This is a genomic window from Pontibacter aquaedesilientis (assembly GCF_014773225.1).
Classification (GTDB): domain Bacteria; phylum Bacteroidota; class Bacteroidia; order Cytophagales; family Hymenobacteraceae; genus Pontibacter; species Pontibacter aquaedesilientis.
This window is the reverse complement of the sequence record NZ_JACXAJ010000002.1, coordinates 575,739-593,544: the sequence shown is the minus strand read 5'-3', so window position 1 is coordinate 593,544 and position 17,806 is coordinate 575,739. Positions and strand designations below refer to the sequence as shown.

The window sequence follows — 17,806 nt, the reverse complement described above, 5'->3', positions numbered from 1 at the left end:
TTTCGGAGTTGCTCTAATGGCAGCTCCGAAAGTGCTTTATTAAATAGTAGCCTTCAACGCTAAAACGAAGTTCCTGCCAGCCGCCGCTATACCAGAGGAGTAGGGTCTGTAACGCTGGTCGGTGATGTTCTCTATACCGGCGCTTGCGGCTACATGCTGGCTTAGTTGGTAGCGGACTTTCAAATTGAGCGTGGCCCAGGCCGGACTGTACGGATTCCCGTTGCTGTCTGCGGCGTATAAATACGCTTTGGCCTGTTCTTCCGGGGCGAGGTTGGCATGTGTTATTTCCCCATTGTACATGGCGTACAACTCAGTTTTCAATCGGTTCCGGGTATAGGTCAGCCGGGTGACGCCAAAGGAAGGGGCGGCATGGCGAAGCATCGCCTCCGTGCCGTCCTCCAGTTCCTCCCGCCCTCGCTGCAGGTTATACCTGGAGGAGAGTCCGAACCCCGCCGGGAGCTTCACTTCTATACCTGCCTGCACGCCCCATACCGTGGCGTAGGCTGCATTCTGTAAGGCCTGTACCTGGCTCATCTTTCCTTCATATTCAATACTGCTTTGCCCGTTCAGGGTATAGTCGCGGCGTACCAGTGCGTCTTGCAGATAGGTATAGAAAGCGGTTGCATCCAGCTTGAGCACATCCCGAAAAGTCTTGGCAAATCCTATGTCTGCATTATAGGCATACTCCGGCTTAAGGTCAGGGTTGGGCACAACCACAAGACCAGGCGCCGAATCGAAGATCTTCCCGATATCATCCACATTCGGTGATCGGAAACCTGTTGACAAGTTAGAACTCAGCTGCCAGTCGGTTTGTGGGCTGTACACCACGCCCGCACTACCGGTCAACGCACCGGCATCAAGCTCAGCTTTACGAAAAGGGAAATTGAAGAAGCTGTTGTCGAAACTGGCGTTCAGCAAGGTATAGTTATACCTTGCCCCAGTCAGTACGGTGAATTTCTCACTCGCTTTAAATCGGTAAGTCAGGAATGCGGCATAAGAACTCCAATCCGCTCCGTCCGGATAGCGCGATGGGCCAGCCTTAGCAGTACCGGCACTGATGTTTTCATCGATGCCAGAAGAGAGCACTTTGTTGTAGACTGCTTCCAGGCCATAAAACAGGTGATGCCGCTGATCCAGTGCCTTCTCAAAGTCGAGATTGGCGGAATAGGCATGCACTTTCTCATAGCGGTTATACCTGATCGATTTAGCCAAGTCCCGGTTATGGCGGCTCTCTTCGAAGAGCTGCTGTGCCAGGCTGAAGTTCGATCGGTCGAAGGCTTTGCTTTGAGCCTGGTAGGATAGCTGCAGGTTGTTCATTAGCCATACCTGCGGACCATAATACCACTCTGCAGAACGCAGCTTGCCGTTGCGGTAGTTAATCAGGCGGTCGTAACGGGGCACGTCGGAGGTGGTTGAATAGTGAAAGCCATACTGCAGTTCCCATTTATCGCTGGGTCTATACCTAACCTTTTGCATCAGGTTAAGCTGATCGTAGCCCGTGTATACCTGCCGCTCCGGATTAGAATTCAACACGACCTCATCCTGCCCTGCAATAGTCTGTACATACTCGCGCCGCAGGTAGTCGTCTGGTCCGCGCGAGCCCATCCTTAGATCGTCGTAGTCGCTGAAGGTGGCACTGGTCAGGAACGCCCATTTTTTTAGGCCGATCCCTACGTCCACATGCCCGGTTTTCTCCTGGTTGGCAGAAGACCAGCGTCCGGTTGCACTGCCGCTCACGTGCGGGCCATCCTCGCTAGCAAATTTTGGAGATGAGGTGTACAAGCTCATCACGCCGCCAATGGCATCGCTGCCATACATCACGGAGCCAGGGCCAAACAGTATTTCTGTTTTCTCGGTGGCGAAGGGATCAAGGGAAATCACGTTCTGAATGTTACCGCTCCGGAAGATGGCCGTGTTCATGCGCACCCCATCCACTGCGATCAGCACCCGGTTGGTGGCAAAGCCTCGGATCATGGGGCTGCCGCCGCCGCCCTGACTTTTCTGGATAAACACTTCCCCGGACTGCCCCAGCATGTCGGCGGCGGTTTGTGGGTTTTGCAACTGCACATCTTTGGGGCGGATGGTGCTTACTTTTTGCGGTACCTCTTTGACATCTTGCTGCCAGCGCGTGGCCGACACCACGACAGCCTGCAGGGCGACGGTGCTCTCTTTCAGGTATAGCCGAAACTGCCCCTTGCGGAGCTGCTCATAACTCAGCATTTCTGGCTGATATCCTACCAGGCGCACATATATACTGTCTTTACCCTGCAGGCCAGCTATATCAATCTGCCCTTTGGCATCAGTCAGAAGCGCCTGCGGCAGATCAGCCGTGAACAGTTGCACCATCTCCAACGGTCGCTGCGTCACCTGATCTCTCACGGTCAGTACCTGTCCAAACGATGCCGTACTCAGCATCCACAGCAAGCATAGCAATTGCAAAATTTTCGGCATAAATTTTATCTGCTTTTGATCTTCCTGATCTTCTTTGGGTAGAACCATAAGAAGAAGCCTGTACAAGAAATAAACACCAGTCCAAAGCCAAGCACATTCATCGAGACCAGTTTGAACAGATCACTGATGATAGAGCCATCGTGTACCTTTTCAATCCAGTCGGAGTGGCGACGAGCAACGGAGAGCACCTTGCCGTTGCTGGCATCGAGCTGCACCTCCCAACTCCCATCCCTGAAAATGGTCTTAACGATGCCTTTGTCCGGGCGGGCCTCGATGCGCTCGATGGGGTTCTCGTAAATAGCCTCTGCAGAATCCAGGCCAGCCAGGGAGCGGGCAGCCAGTTCTGAGAGCGGCAACCACTGCTGCAGGTCGGTACTGGCCCCCTTCTGCGTGGGGGGCTGCAGCAAATCCACATCCTTTTTCCAACCCAATAAAATGCCGGTAACGCTGCTTATCAGAATGAAAACGCCTAAAGACAAACCAAGGTAACGATGGTATACCCTAAAATTTCGCAGCCGGTCAGCTAAGCTTCGTACTTTTTGTTTGGTGCGGGTGGAGGTGCTGGAACTCAAAGTAAAGGAGAAATAGGTATAGCAGCACAATATCCTATAAAAGACGCAGATAAACAATGTGCAACCATCGGAATTAATGGCGGTAGCTCATTTCAGTGAAGGATGCACGCTATACTGCTGGTCAAGCCCTCTCAAAGCAGTTCATCTGGCTCAAACTATGATCAGCTTTCTCTATTACTGTTTGCATACACAAAAATAGCCCTTCACGGAGTCAATCAAGAGACTTCATCAAAGAAAATAGCCTACCTGTCATACTGGTGCGTGCACCTGCTTTGCTAACGATTATCTTGTTAAGAAGCCTGGAAAAAACAGCCACCAGCATGCGTTCAGTGCCTCGTTCTTCTGCCAGTTGTGCGGAAGACTCGCCTCAACTATCCGAATCAAAGCTGCTAAGCAACCATACTTGCCAGGCATGCTATGGGAAAGACCTTTTGAATATAATGCGCCCAATCGGTGCTTTCTGACTATAAAATTCCTATATTGACATACACAATTATTTATACGCCAACATATTAGCGCAGCAATCGCCCAGATTATTCTCATAATTACCATATAGAACCATTTTAATGACCGTTGCTTATGAAAAGAATAATTACGCTCATTTTTCTCGCTGGCCTGATTTGGCAACCGCTGCCTGCAGAGGCACAAAAAAAGAAAAAAGGTACAGCCAGTCCACAGGCAAGTAATACCGACCCTGATTTTTACAAGGCATTGGAGTGGCGCAATATTGGTCCCTACAGAGGAGGCCGTTCTGTTGCCATTGCCGGTGTGCCAACAAAGCCCAATACTTTCTACGTGGGGTATACAGGTGGCGGACTTTGGAAAACAAGCGACTCCGGAAACTCCTTCCAAAACATATCGGACGGTTATTTCAAATCGAGCTCCATTGGCGCCATAGCCGTGTCAGACAGCGACCCTAACGTGGTGTATGTAGGCACCGGCGAGGCGGCTGTGCGGGGTGTCATGACGATACATGGCGATGGGGTTTACAAATCGACGGATGCAGGCAAAACCTGGAAGCACCTTGGCCTGGAAAACACACGCCAAATATCCAGGGTGCGGGTCGATCCCAAAAACCCGGACATACTCTATGTGGCCGCACAGGGCAGCCCCTATGGCGCGAACAAAGAGCGCGGAATTTACCGTTCGAAAGACGGAGGCAAAAACTGGGAGCTGGTATTGCACGTGAACGAAAACACGGGTGCCAGCGACCTGAGCATGGATGCAACAAATGCAAACGTTTTGTATGCTGCTTTCTGGGAGCACCGCAGATACCCTTGGAAAGTGGAGAGCGGCGGAGCAGGCAGTGCCATCTACAAATCCACGGACGGTGGCGACACCTGGAAGAAATTGGAGAAAGGCCTGCCAAAGGTGATGGGCAAAATCGGGGTGGCCGTATCTCCTGTTAACCCTGAACGGGTATGGGCCATTGTAGAAGCAGAAGACGGCGGTCTGTTCCGATCAGAAGACGGTGGCAGCACCTGGACTAACATCAACAAAGAACGCGTGCTGAGAGCCAGGGCCTGGTACTACATGCACATCTTCGCCGACCCAGTGGATGAGAACAAGGTATACGTACTGAACGCTCCGTTTATGCAATCCATCGACGGTGGCAAAAGCTTCACTCCACTGCCAACTCCGCACGGCGACAACCACGACCTTTGGATAAACCCACTCCAACCGCACATTTGGGCGAACGCAAACGATGGCGGCGGCAATATTTCCCATAACAAAGGAGCCAACTGGTCGACACAGGAGAATCAGCCAACAGCCCAGATTTACCGGGTAAACGCTGACAACATGTTTCCTTACACAGTCTACGGAGGGCAGCAGGACAACTCTACCATCGCTATACCTAACGCGCATCAGGGACAGGGCATTCCCTGGTCTGCTTTCTACCCTGTAGGGGGCTGCGAATCGGCTTTTGTGGCCTTCAACCCTGATGCACCCGATTACATATATGCTGGCTGTTACCAAGGTATAATCAGCGAATGGAATGCCACAACCAAGAACACACAGGACGTAATGGCCTACCCATACCTGGGTTTGGGCTCCAAGCCAATTGACCAAAAATACCGCTTCAACTGGAACGCACCGATTGTGATGTCCAAGTTTGACCCTTCGGTCATTTACCATGCAGGCAATGTGGTGCTCCGCTCAAAAGACAGGGGCCTGTCGTGGGAAGAAGTAAGCCCGGACCTCACCAGAAACAAGCCTGAATTCCTGGATTATGGCGGCGGTCCTATCACAAAAGAAGGAGCAGGCGGTGAGGTGTACCAAACCATCTTCTACCTTGTGGAGTCCCCGCACGACCCGCAGGTACTCTGGGCAGGCTCCGATGACGGACTGGTGCATGTGACCAGGGATGGCGGTAAAAACTGGCAGCAGGTTACTCCAAAAGGCCTTACTTCCACTACCCTTATCAATGCCATAGAAGTCTCTCCGCACGATGCCAACACTGTATACCTGGCCGTGAACGATTATAAAGTGAACGACTTTACACCACATGTCTTTAAAACCACCGACGGGGGCAAGAGCTGGAAAAGAATGGTAAACGGTATTCAGAAAGAGCATTTCACCCGGGTAGTGAGAGAAGATCCGAAACGAAAAGACCTGCTATACTTAGGTACAGAATCAGGCCTGTATGTATCGTTTAATGGAGGCGAACAGTGGATGTCATTCCAATCCAACCTACCCATCACCCCGATCATGGATCTTAAAGTACACCATAATGATCTGATTGCTGCTACCGGAGGCCGTGCTTTCTGGATACTGGACGACTTGTCGCCCCTGCATCAGCAAATGAGTCAACCTGGCTCTGCAGGTATATCCCTTCTAAAGCCAGCAGATGCGATCAGCTCCGATTACATTCAGAACAAAAATGCAGCAAAGCAGTTCATGGGGCAAAACCCTCCGCATGGCGCTTTAATCCATTTTGCAATGAACAAGGCCTTTGATGATACTGAGCTGAAAATCGAAATTTATAATGAAGCTGATAAACTGGTCAGAACGCTTTCCTCAAAAGCTGAAAAAGAAGCAGATAAAATTACGGTTAGTAAGGGCCTGAACCGGGTACACTGGGATTTGAACCATCACGCACCTAAGCGACCGGATGGCTTATTGGCAGGTTTTGGAGAAGGTGCCTATCGCGCCGTGCCGGGCAGTTACAAAGTAAAGCTCACCTATGGCGGCACTGTGCTCGAGGAAGCCTTTGCCGTAAAGAGCGACCCAAGGTATAATGTACCCATGGCAGCTTTCGAGGAGCAGAGAAAAATCCAGGAGGGTGTAAACGCGAGTCTCGATGAGATTTACCAATCGGTAAACAAGCTTAGGCTCGTAAGACGTCAGATAAGCCTTATGAAAGAAATGCTTAAGGACTCGCAGGAGCATGAAGACTTACGCAAGCAATCAGACCTCATTTCGAAGCGATCGGAGGAGCTGGAGAACCTGCTCGTGCAGCCACAGCAAAAAACGTTTCAGGATGTCATCAACTTTGAGAACAAACTGGACAACCACTTCATTCACCTGAGCGGGATTGTCAACAGTGCCATCCCGCCAGTCACAAACGGACAGCGACAAAGGTATAACGACTTGCAGCAACAGTGGCAAGCACTGAAGCAGGACATTGACACCTTCATGAAAAACGATGTCAAAAGGTATAACGATAAGCTCAGAAGCCAGGAGGTTACACTAATTGGATTCATGCAGTAACGGATCGCTAAACAAAAAAGGCAGCCTGTAACGGGCTGCTTTTTTGTTCTTATTCAATATTGTTAGGGAGCTTAATAGTTGGCTCACTGTGGGACTATAAAAAATATGCCCTTCCCGGCTAAGAAGCTAGGAAGGGCATATTTTCATAATACAGTTATTGTGTTTTACTTGATAGAGCCAGTTACAGGAGGCGCTGTTTTCTTTACAGCAATCGCGTCAACACCTTTCTCTTTCACCAGCCTGTTGAGCGCCGGCACATCCTGCGCCTGCACCTGTTTGTACAGATTTAGCTGCTCATCAATTTGCGACGTGATCTCTTTTTTATAGGCATAGGCCTGATCAGTCGGACGGAAATCACCAGTGCTGACCTGACGTACCAGGTTTGCAAGCTTATTGTTGAGTCGGATTGGGAAGTTTAGCGGGTCCTGCCCACTGCGGTTCTTTGTTTGATAGAGTTCCTCCTCAATCGCCGTGATTTTCTTGTCTATTGCGTTGGCAGATTCTATAATGCCCTTATAGTTCTCCTGTCCTTTCAGGTTATTCGTCAAGGTCTTAAGCTGGGAGCGCATCGTTCTGATGTCTTTAATGGCGTCATGCGTTTCTGTCAGCTTGTCGCGCACCTCCAGCAGGAAGTCAAACTGCGCCTGCAGGTCTTCAGGTGATGCCTTGGTGCGAGGATCCTGTAGAATCGCAAAGTCGGTTTCCTGGCTCTCTCCATTCACGGTCAGCTTCGCTTTATAAGTACCTGCTATTGCCTTAGGGCCCTGGGTGCCTCCCCCCCACAGAATCATGCCATCGAAACGGCTGGATTCCGGGTAACTCATATCCCAGACAAAGCGGTTCAGGCCTTCCTTCACTTCCAGCTTGTCTTTCTTGTCCTTTGCATTGCTGGCATAACTACGAATCAGTTTCCCGTTCCGGTCCATAATATCCAGCTTCACGGTCGTGGTGGTATCAGGCTTTTGCTGCATAAAGTAATGCACCATCACCCCACCCGGATGGTTCTCTCCTGCCGTTTTAGAAAGTCCCCTGTTGCCTCCGTCCATTTTATAGGTATCCATAGGCTTATACAGGTGAAACTTGCTTCCTGCTACGCTGGCATTTAACTGGTGCAGTGGCGTAAGGTCGTCGATAACCCAGAAACTTCTGCCCTGTGTGGCGGCAATCAGGTTGTCATTCTTAACGGCAAGATCAGTGATGGGCACGATTGGCAGGTTTAACTGGAATGGCTGCCAGTCGGCACCATCGTTAAAGGACACATACATGCCATACTCAGTGCCGGCATACAGTAGGCCGTCTCTTTTAGGATCGGCACGGACTACACGGGTAAAATGGTGACCAGGTATACCAGAGGTGATCTTAGTCCAGCTTTTTCCATAATCAGTGGTTTTGTAAAGGTATGGACTGAAGTCACCCGACTTATACATGGTAGCAGCCACATAAGCTGCGCCCTTCTGCGTTGGGTGCGCCTCTATGCTGTTGATCATAATCCACTCCGGCATTCCTTTTGGCTGTACCTTTGTCCAGTTCTTGCCAGCATCACGTGTTACGTGCAGCAAACCATCATCAGAACCAACCCAGATTACGCCGGGCTCTACCGGAGACTCGTTGATCGCGAAGATGGTACCGTAATACTCCACACTGGTGTTGTCTTTTGTGATAGGTCCGCCAGAAGGGCCAAGCTTGGAAGGATCGTTGCGTGTCAGGTCCGGAGATATCGTTTCCCATGACTGTCCTTCGTTATAGGTGACATGCACATGGTTGGAGGTGGTATACAGCTTGTTCGGATCGTTTGGCGAGAACATGATCGGGAAGTTCCACTGAAAGCGGTACTTCATACCTTCAGCGCCATGCCCCATCGGGTTATCCGGCCATACATTAATCACACGCTCCTGCCCGTTGTCGTGGTCTACCCTTGACAGGAAGCCACCGTAGTTGCCGCCATACACCACATCAGGGTTTTTTGGGTTAACGGCCAGGTGCGCACTCTCCGATCCGGCTGTCTCTTCCCAGTCTTTTTCGGTGATGTTGTAACCCGATGATCGATGGCTGATACGCACCGTGGAGTTATCCTGCTGCGCCCCGTAAATGCGGTAAGGGAAGTGGTTGTCTGTTGTCACGCGGTAGAACTGTGCTGTTGGCTGGTTCATGTACGTGCTCCAGTTCATGCCACCGTCAGCGCTTATCTGAGCCCCACCGTCATCAGCTATTGCCATACGCTGCGGGTTCTCAGGAGCGATCCACAGGTCGTGGTGGTCTCCGTGTGGCGCATTGGCAGAGGTGAATGTCTTACCGCCGTCCTTGCTTCTGTGATAAGACACATTGAGCACATACACCACATCCTCATCTTTCGGGTCGGCAAATACACGGGTATAGTACCAGGCCCGCTGGCGCAGGCTACGGTCATCGTTCATCTTTTTCCAGGTCAGGCCACTGTCGTCAGATCGGAACAAACCCCCATCTTCGGCCTCTACCATGGCGTATACACGCTCTGAATTAACAGGCGACACAGCTACACCGATGATACCGAGCGTACCCTTGGGCAATCCTTCATTTCTGGAAATCTCTTTCCAGTTGTCTCCCCCATCGGTACTTTTCCAGATGCCGGAACCCGGCCCTCCCGAGGACAGACTATAAGGTGTGCGACGCACATTCCAGGTGGTGGCGTAGAGGTTGCGCGGATTAGACGGATCAAAGGTCAGGTCTACGGCACCCGCATCGGCATTAGCAAACAGCACCCGCTTCCAGGTTTTGCCGCCATCTGTGCTTTTGTACACGCCGCGCTCTTCGTTGGACTTATAAAGGTCACCCATGGCAGCCACATACACGACATCCGGATTATCAGGGTGGATCCGGATCCTGCCAATGTGCTTGGAGTTTTTCAAGCCCGTGTGTTGCCAGGTTTTACCGGCATCTACCGATTTCCAGACACCATGCCCAGACGAAACGTTACCGCGGACGGTCTTCTCACCCTCCCCCACATAGATTACATTGGGATCTGCCTCACTTACGGCCACAGCACCGATAGAACCGCCAAAGAATCCGTCTGAGATATTCTCCCAGGTAGAGCCTCCATCGGTTGTCCGCCAGATGCCCCCACCGGCGGCCCCCATATAATAGAGGTTTGGCTTGCCGGGCACGCCAGTTACAGTAGCCGAACGCCCTCCCCTGAATGGGCCAATAGAGCGCCATGTAAGGCCGTTGTATAATTTCGAGTCAAACTGGGCTACTGCCTCCTTCTTTTGGGTTCTGCTGGCTTTTTGCTTTTGGGCGAGAGCTCCCTCGGGCGAGGCAAGCGCCAAAACCAAAAGCATGCAGCCCGCGCTACCTGATTTGCGCAAAGCAGTGCGTAATGCTTTTTTCATATACAATGTGGGTTTAGGTGAATGAAACTGGAATATTATTGCGTTTAAGGCTGAAATCTATCACAGGGGTGGATTGCATTCCACCGAAGGCTAGGCGATGAATTGATCCGCTAAGATTTTAAAGATTGAAAAGCCAGCATAGGTAACCCATAACTCGTTTCCCCAACATTCTCTACTATCAGGTTAATGCTATCTCCTTCAATGTCATAACAATATATAGCTTTTAAATATTTTATCAAACTATGTCAATAGAAATCAATGAAATATAAAAAATCATAGCTTCAGGCGAAGTCAATCATGGTATAACCGTAAGGATGTAAAATGAAAATTGGCATGCCATAATTTGCCTTTAGGAGACTACCCAGCCCTAATCACAAGAAATAGACAGCAAAAAAATTCAAAAAGCGACACCCTCACCAATTCAGATCAGCAGACTCCCCCTAACATCTGAATTTTTAAAGCCACCTTGCCCTCATTTTACAAAATGATAATTATCAAGACTATACAGAAAGTAATTTTAACAAAAATAACTTGATTGTATATAGATTAAGCTGTATAATTACCAAATCAATGTTTCATGCTTTGGCTATAACATATCAAGCCCTTATTTCTTCGTTAGATACAATCATGAATAAGGTGTGCTACTTGGTGTGAAATCACACATTACGATGGCGCCCTGCAGCAAGTCTTAAACCTAAACGCATTCAGCGCAGAATATGCGAACTGGATTTAAGCACTTTTTCTTTGTGAGAACAGATTTACCTAGCTATTGAGTGGCCCTTTAACTCAACAGCACGCAGTATCCGCAGATATTACATAGTACAGTACAAAATATAGTATACTAAGTGTTATCGATTACCCCTTGCTTGCAGTGTTACACAACACTGCCTGGAAGCGTTTTGCCCAGAACTAGCCATTAGCGAACTAAATCAGTCTCAATTTAAACAAGAAAAGGAATGAAGCACATTTTACTTTCTATGCTTTTCTGTTGTGCGCTGGCACTACATGCTGCTGCGCAAAACAGAACCATAACAGGCAAAGTCATATCCCAGGAAGATGGATCAGGCCTTATTGGAGTCAGTGTTATTCTCAAGGGAACGACCACAGGCGTTTCAAGTGGGCCAAATGGCGCATTTCAATTGAATGCCCCTCCACAAGGCGGCACCTTGGTGTTTAGGTACATTGGATTTCAAACATTGGAGCTCGAGATCGGAAACAAAACTGTTATCGAGGCGACCCTAGCCCCCGATCAAAAGCAACTAAAGGAAATCGTGATTACCGGCTATGGGGAGCAGGACCGCAAAACCTTAACCAGTGCTCAAACTTCTGTCAGCTCAAAAGATATAGAGAATATACCCACGGCCAGCAGTGAGCAGCTATTGCAGGGCAGGGCAGCCGGTGTGCAGGTGAATGCCAACTCGGGCACACCTGGGGGCGGCATCTTTGTGCGCGTTAGGGGTACGTCTTCTATCAACGGTTCCAGCGACCCTCTCTATGTGGTGGATGGCATCCCGATCCAATCCAATGACATTTCAGGTATAGGAGTTGGCGGCGGCACCACAAGCCCGATTGCCGATATTAATCCTGCCGATATTGAGTCCATGGAGATATTGAAAGATGCCTCTGCCACAGCAATATATGGAGCCAGAGCTGCCAATGGGGTGGTGCTGATTACAACCAAACGTGGTGGCAACAGAAAGGCAAAGATCAGCTTCGGTTCTTATGTAGGTTTACAGAATGCTCCCATTACACCAAACGACCTTGTGGTGGACGGCCCTACCTATGAAAGGCTGATGAATGAAGCCCGTGCCAACAACGGGCAGCAGCCGAAGTTCGCCAACCCTGATGGCGCCTTGAATACAAATTGGTCTGACCCTATTTTTAGAACCGGCATTGTCCAGAATTATGATCTTTCTGTGAGCGGTGGCAATGAAAAGGTGCATTATATGGTTTCCGCCAACCATTTTGACCAGGAAGGTATATTGAAGACCTCGAACTTTCTAAGAAACAACGGCCGCGTTAACCTCGATTTCTATCCGGTAGATAAGCTAAAGGTTGGTACCAGCGTTTTATTTTCGCGCAATACCCGCCAGCGCCTCCGCAACGATGACAACATCTCAGGTGTGGTTCCGGGCGCCTTTGCGATACCGACCAATCTCCCTTTCTACCAGCCAGATGGCAGCTACACCAAATTCAGCATTTTCGAAAATCCGCTTGCAGCTGTAAATGAAACAGATATCAGCATGGAAACCAGCCGTTTTCTCGGCAGCATCTATGGCGAGTACGAAATCTTGCAAGGCTTACGCCTCAGGTCGAGCTTCAGTCTGGACTACAGTGGCGTGCAGGAAGATTTGTATGACAACACCCTACTGAACAACGGGGCCGGTCGCAATGGCTTTGGACAATCCGTTGTAACGAAGGATGATAACTGGATACAGGAAAATGTGTTGAGCTACCAGTTTGGCCAGCAAGACCACGCTTTCAATGTGCTCGTCGGAACAACCCTGCAAGAGTCGATTTTTGACCGAACCATCGCGACTGGTGAGCAGTTTCCTAGCAATGAATTCAGAAAAATAATTTCGGCAGCGGTGCAAAGAGCCAGTTCCGAGTCAACCAGTTGGGGAATAGCCTCCTTGTTCTCTCGTGTCAATTACGATTACAAAAACAAATACATCGCTACCGTGAACGTTCGCCGTGATGCCTCTTCCAGGTTTGGCAGGGACAACCGCTGGGGCACGTTCCCTTCTGTAGCCTTGGGCTGGGTGCTAACCGAAGAAGCGTTCTTTAAAGATGCTGCCCCATTTGTGAGCAACTTCAAAATCAGAGGTAGCTATGGTATCACAGGAAATCAAAGCGGCATTACAAACTTCCAGTCGCTCGGTTTATGGCAGGGTGCTGCCTATGCTGACCTACCAGGTATAAGCCCGGTTCAGCTGGCTAACCCTAACTTGAAATGGGAAACCACTGCACAAACCAACCTGGGGATTGACATGGGCTTCCTGCAAGGCAAGCTGAATGTTACTGCGGATTATTACATCAAGAAGACAAGCGACCTGCTACTGGCAGTGCCTTTGCCACGCACCACGGGCTTCAATACGATTGTGCAAAACTACGGCGCTTTGGAGAACAAAGGGTTTGAGCTTGCCATTGATGCCCAGGTGCTGAATAAGGGAGACTTCAGCTGGAACACTAACTTCAATATCGCCAGAAATGTAAACAAGATAACAAAGCTGGCAGCACCATTCAACGTCTACAATCGCGATATATTCAGGTATCAGGAAGGTTTTCCACTATACTCTTTCTATTTCCATGAGCAGATTGGCGTAAATAAAGAAACAGGAAATATCATGTTTGCCGACGTAAACGGGGATGGCGTATTCGACCCCAACGTAGACAGAAAAATTGTGGGAGACGCCAACCCTGATTTCTTTGGTGGCTTTACCAACACGGCCAAGTACAAGGCATTCGACCTGATGTTCTTCTTCCAGTATTCTTATGGAAATGATCAATTGAACTGGAATCGCTTTTTCGGTGAGCACGGTGGCACAAGAGACTTTAACTTCATGAACAGCCAGCTCGACAGGTGGCAGAATCCTGGCGACGACACCATGGTTCCCCGCATGACGGCCGCCAACTATGCCGGTAACCTGAGACCATCCCGTTTCCTTGAAGATGGCTCATACCTCCGACTGAAGAATATTTCGTTAGGCTATACCTTGCCCTCCGAGGCAATCAGTAAAATAGGATTGTCATCGGCCAGAATTTATGTATCAGGCCAAAATGTGCTGACCTTCACAAATTACACAGGGGCTGACCCCGAGTTGACTGGCACCGCTTCCAACAGGCTAACGCAAGGTATAGAGTTCTACAGTTTGCCGCAGCCTAAGGTATTTATGGGCGGTTTCAACATCAGTTTCTAATTTAAACAAGACTTGATCATGCAAACATATATCAACCGCGCCCTAGCTGGCAAATCGTTGTCCGGCTCAAAGCGCACCTTCACTAGCAGAACTAACCACTTAAGTAAATACATGGTTTACCTTGGTCTTGCGGGCCTGCTTATTTCAGGCAGCGCGTGTGACGTGCTGGAGCACGAGCCGCAGGCAGAGGTTTCCGAAGATATGGCTATCTCTAACCTTAAAGGGGCACAGGCAGCGCTTGCCGGTATGTACGACCAGCTACAAAGTGGCGAATATTACGGCAGAAACTTCCAGATCATGTCCGATGTGTCGTCAGACCAGGCTCAAAGCATAGGCTCCTGGGACTTCTATCGCGAGATGGATACGTACCTTTTGGACAAAGGCAATATCGAAAACGGTAACCTATGGACAAGAGCTTACCGTGCCGTTAACATCGCCAATAACATTCTGGATCAGGTGCCAAAGCTCACCGAAGTAACGGAAGATCAGAAGAACTCGATTCTAGGCCAGGCCTACTTTGTCCGGGCCCTTGCTTACTTTGACCTTACCAGGATGTATGGGGGAGTGCCGGGTGTGGTGGGTACCTTGGGCGTTCCTATTGTCACCACGCCATCCAGAAAAGTAGATGCATCCATTTTTCCGTCCCGGGCAACTCTACAGGCTTCTTATGACCATGTCGAAAGCGACCTGCTAAAGTCACTGGAGCTTCTACCGGAAGCACACGCCTCTGATGTACTCACCCGATCGCAGGCAGTTAAGAGCACTTCAAGGGCACTCCTTTCCAGGTTTTACCTGTATGTAAATAAGCCGGAACGTGTAATTGAGTTTGCAAACCAGGTTATTGCGAATCCGAGGTATATGCTAGTTAGCAACTTCCCAAATATTTATGCCAGTAAGTTTACCTCTGAATCTGTGTTTGAGCTTAATTTCAACAACGCGGACCCGAGCGGGATCAGAACATGGTATTTCCCATCCACACTTGGCGGACGCGGGGATATTGCCGCCCATACAGGTTTTTATGAGAAAGCAACTGCCGACCCTAAAGACATCAGGGGCACCATGTTTGGTTATAATCCGGGACCAAAAGTGTATTACCCTACCAAATACCAAAAGGCTGGCAACATCGACAACATTCACATTATCAGAATAGCAGAGGTCTACTTAAACCGAGCAGAGGCCAGAGCGAAAACTGGCGATATACCTGGTGCACTCAGTGACCTCAACATGGTTAGAAGTCGTGCGGGCGCAACGCCTATCACGAACCTGAGCGGGTCACAGGCCGTGTTAGAGGCCATTTGGAATGAAAGAAACCTGGAACTTGCCTTTGAAGGGCATAGCTTTTTTGATCTGGTAAGAACAGGGCAGGCATTAAAAAGCCTGGTGGCTGTGTCGCGCACAAACGGCCCGCCTGTAACGCTACAAGACCGCAACAGACAGGTATTCCCTATTCCGACTTTTGATATAGACGCCAATCCGAACCTGGTGCAGAATGAAGCTTATAAATAAGCCTCTTGCTTAAAGGCTGCTATAACTGGGCGCCTCACCTGTTACAGGTGAGGCGCTTTTTTTGGGCTCACTTATTATAGGCTACCTAATGAGTTCTGTTGTAACCGTTCCCAACAGGTATCTAATTATCCGGATGGACACACCTAGAATTGGGAATCGGAACACTTATAGGTAATTATGTCGCAATTAGAAATTACCATGATTAATGAAAACGCCAAAAGTTGAACTCAGAATCAACAATGTGACATATTGACATAAAAAACGCCCCTATGATGCCTTGGCACATCCCTTGATAGGATGCTACCAACAGTAGAAAAGAAATTGTAATTGAATCATAATAAAACTATAGAATGGGAAAGATAATTGGTATTGACTTAGGTACAACCAACTCCTGCGTTGCCGTAATGGAAGGTAACGAGCCAGTGGTTATTCCTAACAGCGAAGGCCGCAGAACTACTCCGTCTATTGTCGCTTTCCTGGACGGCGGCAAAGGCGAGCGCAAGGTAGGTGACCCTGCCAAGCGTCAGGCAATCACAAACCCGCAGAACACAATCGCTTCGATCAAGCGCTTCATGGGCCACAGCTACAATGAGGTGAGCGAAGAAGCAAAGCAGGTATCTTACAAAGTAGTGCAGGGTGGTAACAACACCGTGCGTGTGGAGATTGGCGACCGCCAGTACACACCGCAGGAGATCTCGGCCATGGTACTTCAGAAAATGAAGGCCACTGCAGAAGATTACCTGGGCACAACTGTAACGGAGGCCGTTATTACGGTACCAGCGTACTTCAACGATGCGCAGCGTCAGGCTACCAAAGAGGCTGGTCAGATTGCAGGTCTTGAAGTAAAGCGTATTATCAACGAGCCGACAGCGGCAGCGCTGGCTTACGGTCTCGACAAGAAACACAAAGATCAGAAGATCGCGGTATTCGACTTAGGTGGCGGTACCTTCGATATCTCTATCCTGGAGTTGGGCGACGGCGTGTTTGAAGTACTTTCTACCAATGGTGATACACACCTGGGTGGTGACGACTTTGATGCGAAAATCATTAACTGGTTGGCGGATGAGTTTAAAAACGATGAAGGCCTCGACCTGCGCAAAGACCCAATGGCTTTGCAGCGTTTGAAAGAAGCAGCTGAAAAAGCGAAGATCGAGCTATCTTCTTCTAACGAAACTGAAATCAACCTGCCCTACATCATGCCGGTTGACGGTGTGCCGAAGCACTTGGTACGCAAACTGACACGCTCCAAGTTCGAGCAGTTGACAGATGACCTGATCCGTCGCTCCATGGAACCTTGCAAGAAGGCTCTTCAGGACGCTGGCCTTTCAACTTCTGACATTGACGAAGTGATCTTGGTAGGTGGTTCTACCCGTATCCCGAGAGTGCAGGAAGAAGTTGAGAAGTTCTTTGGCAAGAAGCCTTCTAAAGGCGTGAACCCGGATGAGGTGGTAGCCATTGGTGCTGCGATTCAGGGTGGCGTTCTGACAGGCGAAGTAAAAGATGTATTGCTACTGGACGTAACCCCGCTTTCACTGGGTATCGAAACCATGGGTGGTGTAATGACGAAATTGATCGAGTCGAACACGACTATACCTACGAAGAAGTCTGAGACTTTCTCAACCGCTTCGGATAACCAGCCTTCAGTAGAAATCCACGTACTGCAGGGTGAACGCCCAATGGCGAAGGATAACCGTACTATCGGTCGATTCCACCTGGATGGCATTCCACCAGCACCACGCGGCGTTCCGCAAATCGAAGTTATCTTCGACATCGACGCCAACGGTATCCTGCACGTAACGGCCAAGGACAAAGCGACTGGCAAAGAGCAGAAGATACGCATCGAGGCTTCTTCTGGTCTGAGCGAGCAGGAGATCGAGAAAATGCGTCAGGAAGCTGAAGCCAACGCGGAAGCCGATAAGAAGGCGAAGGAAGAGATTGAAAAGCTGAACGCTGCCGACTCGATGATCTTCCAGACTGAGAAGCAGCTGAAAGAGTATGGCGAAAAGCTGTCTGAAGGCAACAAGTCTAACATCGAAACTGCGCTGGGTGAGCTCAGAACAGCACACGGTGCCAAGGACATTGCAGGTATAGACAAGGCCATCGAAGGTCTGAACAACGCCTGGCAAGCGGCATCTCAGGAGATGTACGCAGCCGGTGCCGGACAAGAAGGCACTACGGCTGGCGGTGACGGTCAGCAGGCTGGCGGCCCGCAGGGCGCAGGCACTGACGACGGCGGCGTGACTGATGTGGACTACGAAGAAGTAGACGGCAAGAAATAAGA

7 protein-coding genes are annotated in these 17,806 nt (G+C 49.7%); 4 read left to right on the top strand and 3 right to left on the bottom strand.

Annotated elements, in window-relative coordinates:
- Window positions 1-39: 39 nt before the first annotated feature.
- Together H9Q13_RS07565 and H9Q13_RS07560 are read right to left on the bottom strand one after the other, a co-directional pair.
- Window positions 40-2,451, bottom strand: coding sequence for a TonB-dependent receptor (locus H9Q13_RS07565; RefSeq protein ID WP_191183151.1), 2,412 nt, complete (start codon window positions 2,449-2,451; stop codon window positions 40-42).
- Window positions 2,452-2,456: 5 nt separating this feature from the next.
- A complete protein-coding gene (locus H9Q13_RS07560) occupies window positions 2,457-3,023 on the bottom strand; it encodes a PepSY-associated TM helix domain-containing protein (RefSeq protein WP_191183150.1) in 567 nt (188 codons plus the stop codon).
- Between the two features lie 579 nt (window positions 3,024-3,602).
- Here H9Q13_RS07560 and H9Q13_RS07555 point away from each other — a divergent pair.
- The gene (locus H9Q13_RS07555; RefSeq protein WP_191183149.1) at window positions 3,603-6,734 is read left to right on the top strand and encodes a VPS10 domain-containing protein; all 3,132 of its coding nucleotides are present in this window, start codon (window positions 3,603-3,605) and stop codon (window positions 6,732-6,734) included.
- Between the two features lie 164 nt (window positions 6,735-6,898).
- Here the strand turns inward: H9Q13_RS07555 and H9Q13_RS07550 are convergent, their stop codons facing one another.
- Window positions 6,899-10,099: a WD40/YVTN/BNR-like repeat-containing protein gene (locus H9Q13_RS07550; protein WP_224744137.1), complete on the bottom strand. Its 3,201-nt coding sequence runs from the start codon at window positions 10,097-10,099 to the stop codon at window positions 6,899-6,901.
- A gap of 956 nt (window positions 10,100-11,055) precedes the next feature.
- On the opposite strand from H9Q13_RS07550, the gene H9Q13_RS07545 reads away from it, so the two are divergent.
- The 3 genes from H9Q13_RS07545 to dnaK all read left to right on the top strand — a co-directional run bounded on the left by H9Q13_RS07545 (window position 11,056) and on the right by dnaK (window position 17,804).
- Window positions 11,056-14,019 (top strand): SusC/RagA family TonB-linked outer membrane protein, encoded by a 2,964-nt coding sequence (locus tag H9Q13_RS07545; protein WP_191183148.1) that lies wholly within the window; start codon window positions 11,056-11,058, stop codon window positions 14,017-14,019.
- A gap of 18 nt (window positions 14,020-14,037) precedes the next feature.
- Window positions 14,038-15,525 (top strand): RagB/SusD family nutrient uptake outer membrane protein, encoded by a 1,488-nt coding sequence (locus H9Q13_RS07540; protein WP_224744136.1) that lies wholly within the window; start codon window positions 14,038-14,040, stop codon window positions 15,523-15,525.
- A 350-nt stretch (window positions 15,526-15,875) separates the two neighbouring features.
- Window positions 15,876-17,804 (top strand): molecular chaperone DnaK, encoded by a 1,929-nt coding sequence (gene dnaK / locus H9Q13_RS07535; protein WP_191183147.1) that lies wholly within the window; start codon window positions 15,876-15,878, stop codon window positions 17,802-17,804.
- Window positions 17,805-17,806 lie beyond the last annotated feature (2 nt).

Coding starts and splice junctions, on each gene's coding strand:
- H9Q13_RS07565 (WP_191183151.1), bottom strand. CDS start 2,451: ATGCCGAAAATTTTGCAATTGCTATGCTTGCTGTGGATGCTGAGTACG.
- H9Q13_RS07555 (WP_191183149.1), top strand. CDS start 3,603: ATGAAAAGAATAATTACGCTCATTTTTCTCGCTGGCCTGATTTGGCAA.
- H9Q13_RS07550 (WP_224744137.1), bottom strand. CDS start 10,099: ATGAAAAAAGCATTACGCACTGCTTTGCGCAAATCAGGTAGCGCGGGC.
- H9Q13_RS07545 (WP_191183148.1), top strand. CDS start 11,056: ATGAAGCACATTTTACTTTCTATGCTTTTCTGTTGTGCGCTGGCACTA.
- H9Q13_RS07540 (WP_224744136.1), top strand. CDS start 14,038: ATGCAAACATATATCAACCGCGCCCTAGCTGGCAAATCGTTGTCCGGC.
- dnaK (WP_191183147.1), top strand. CDS start 15,876: ATGGGAAAGATAATTGGTATTGACTTAGGTACAACCAACTCCTGCGTT.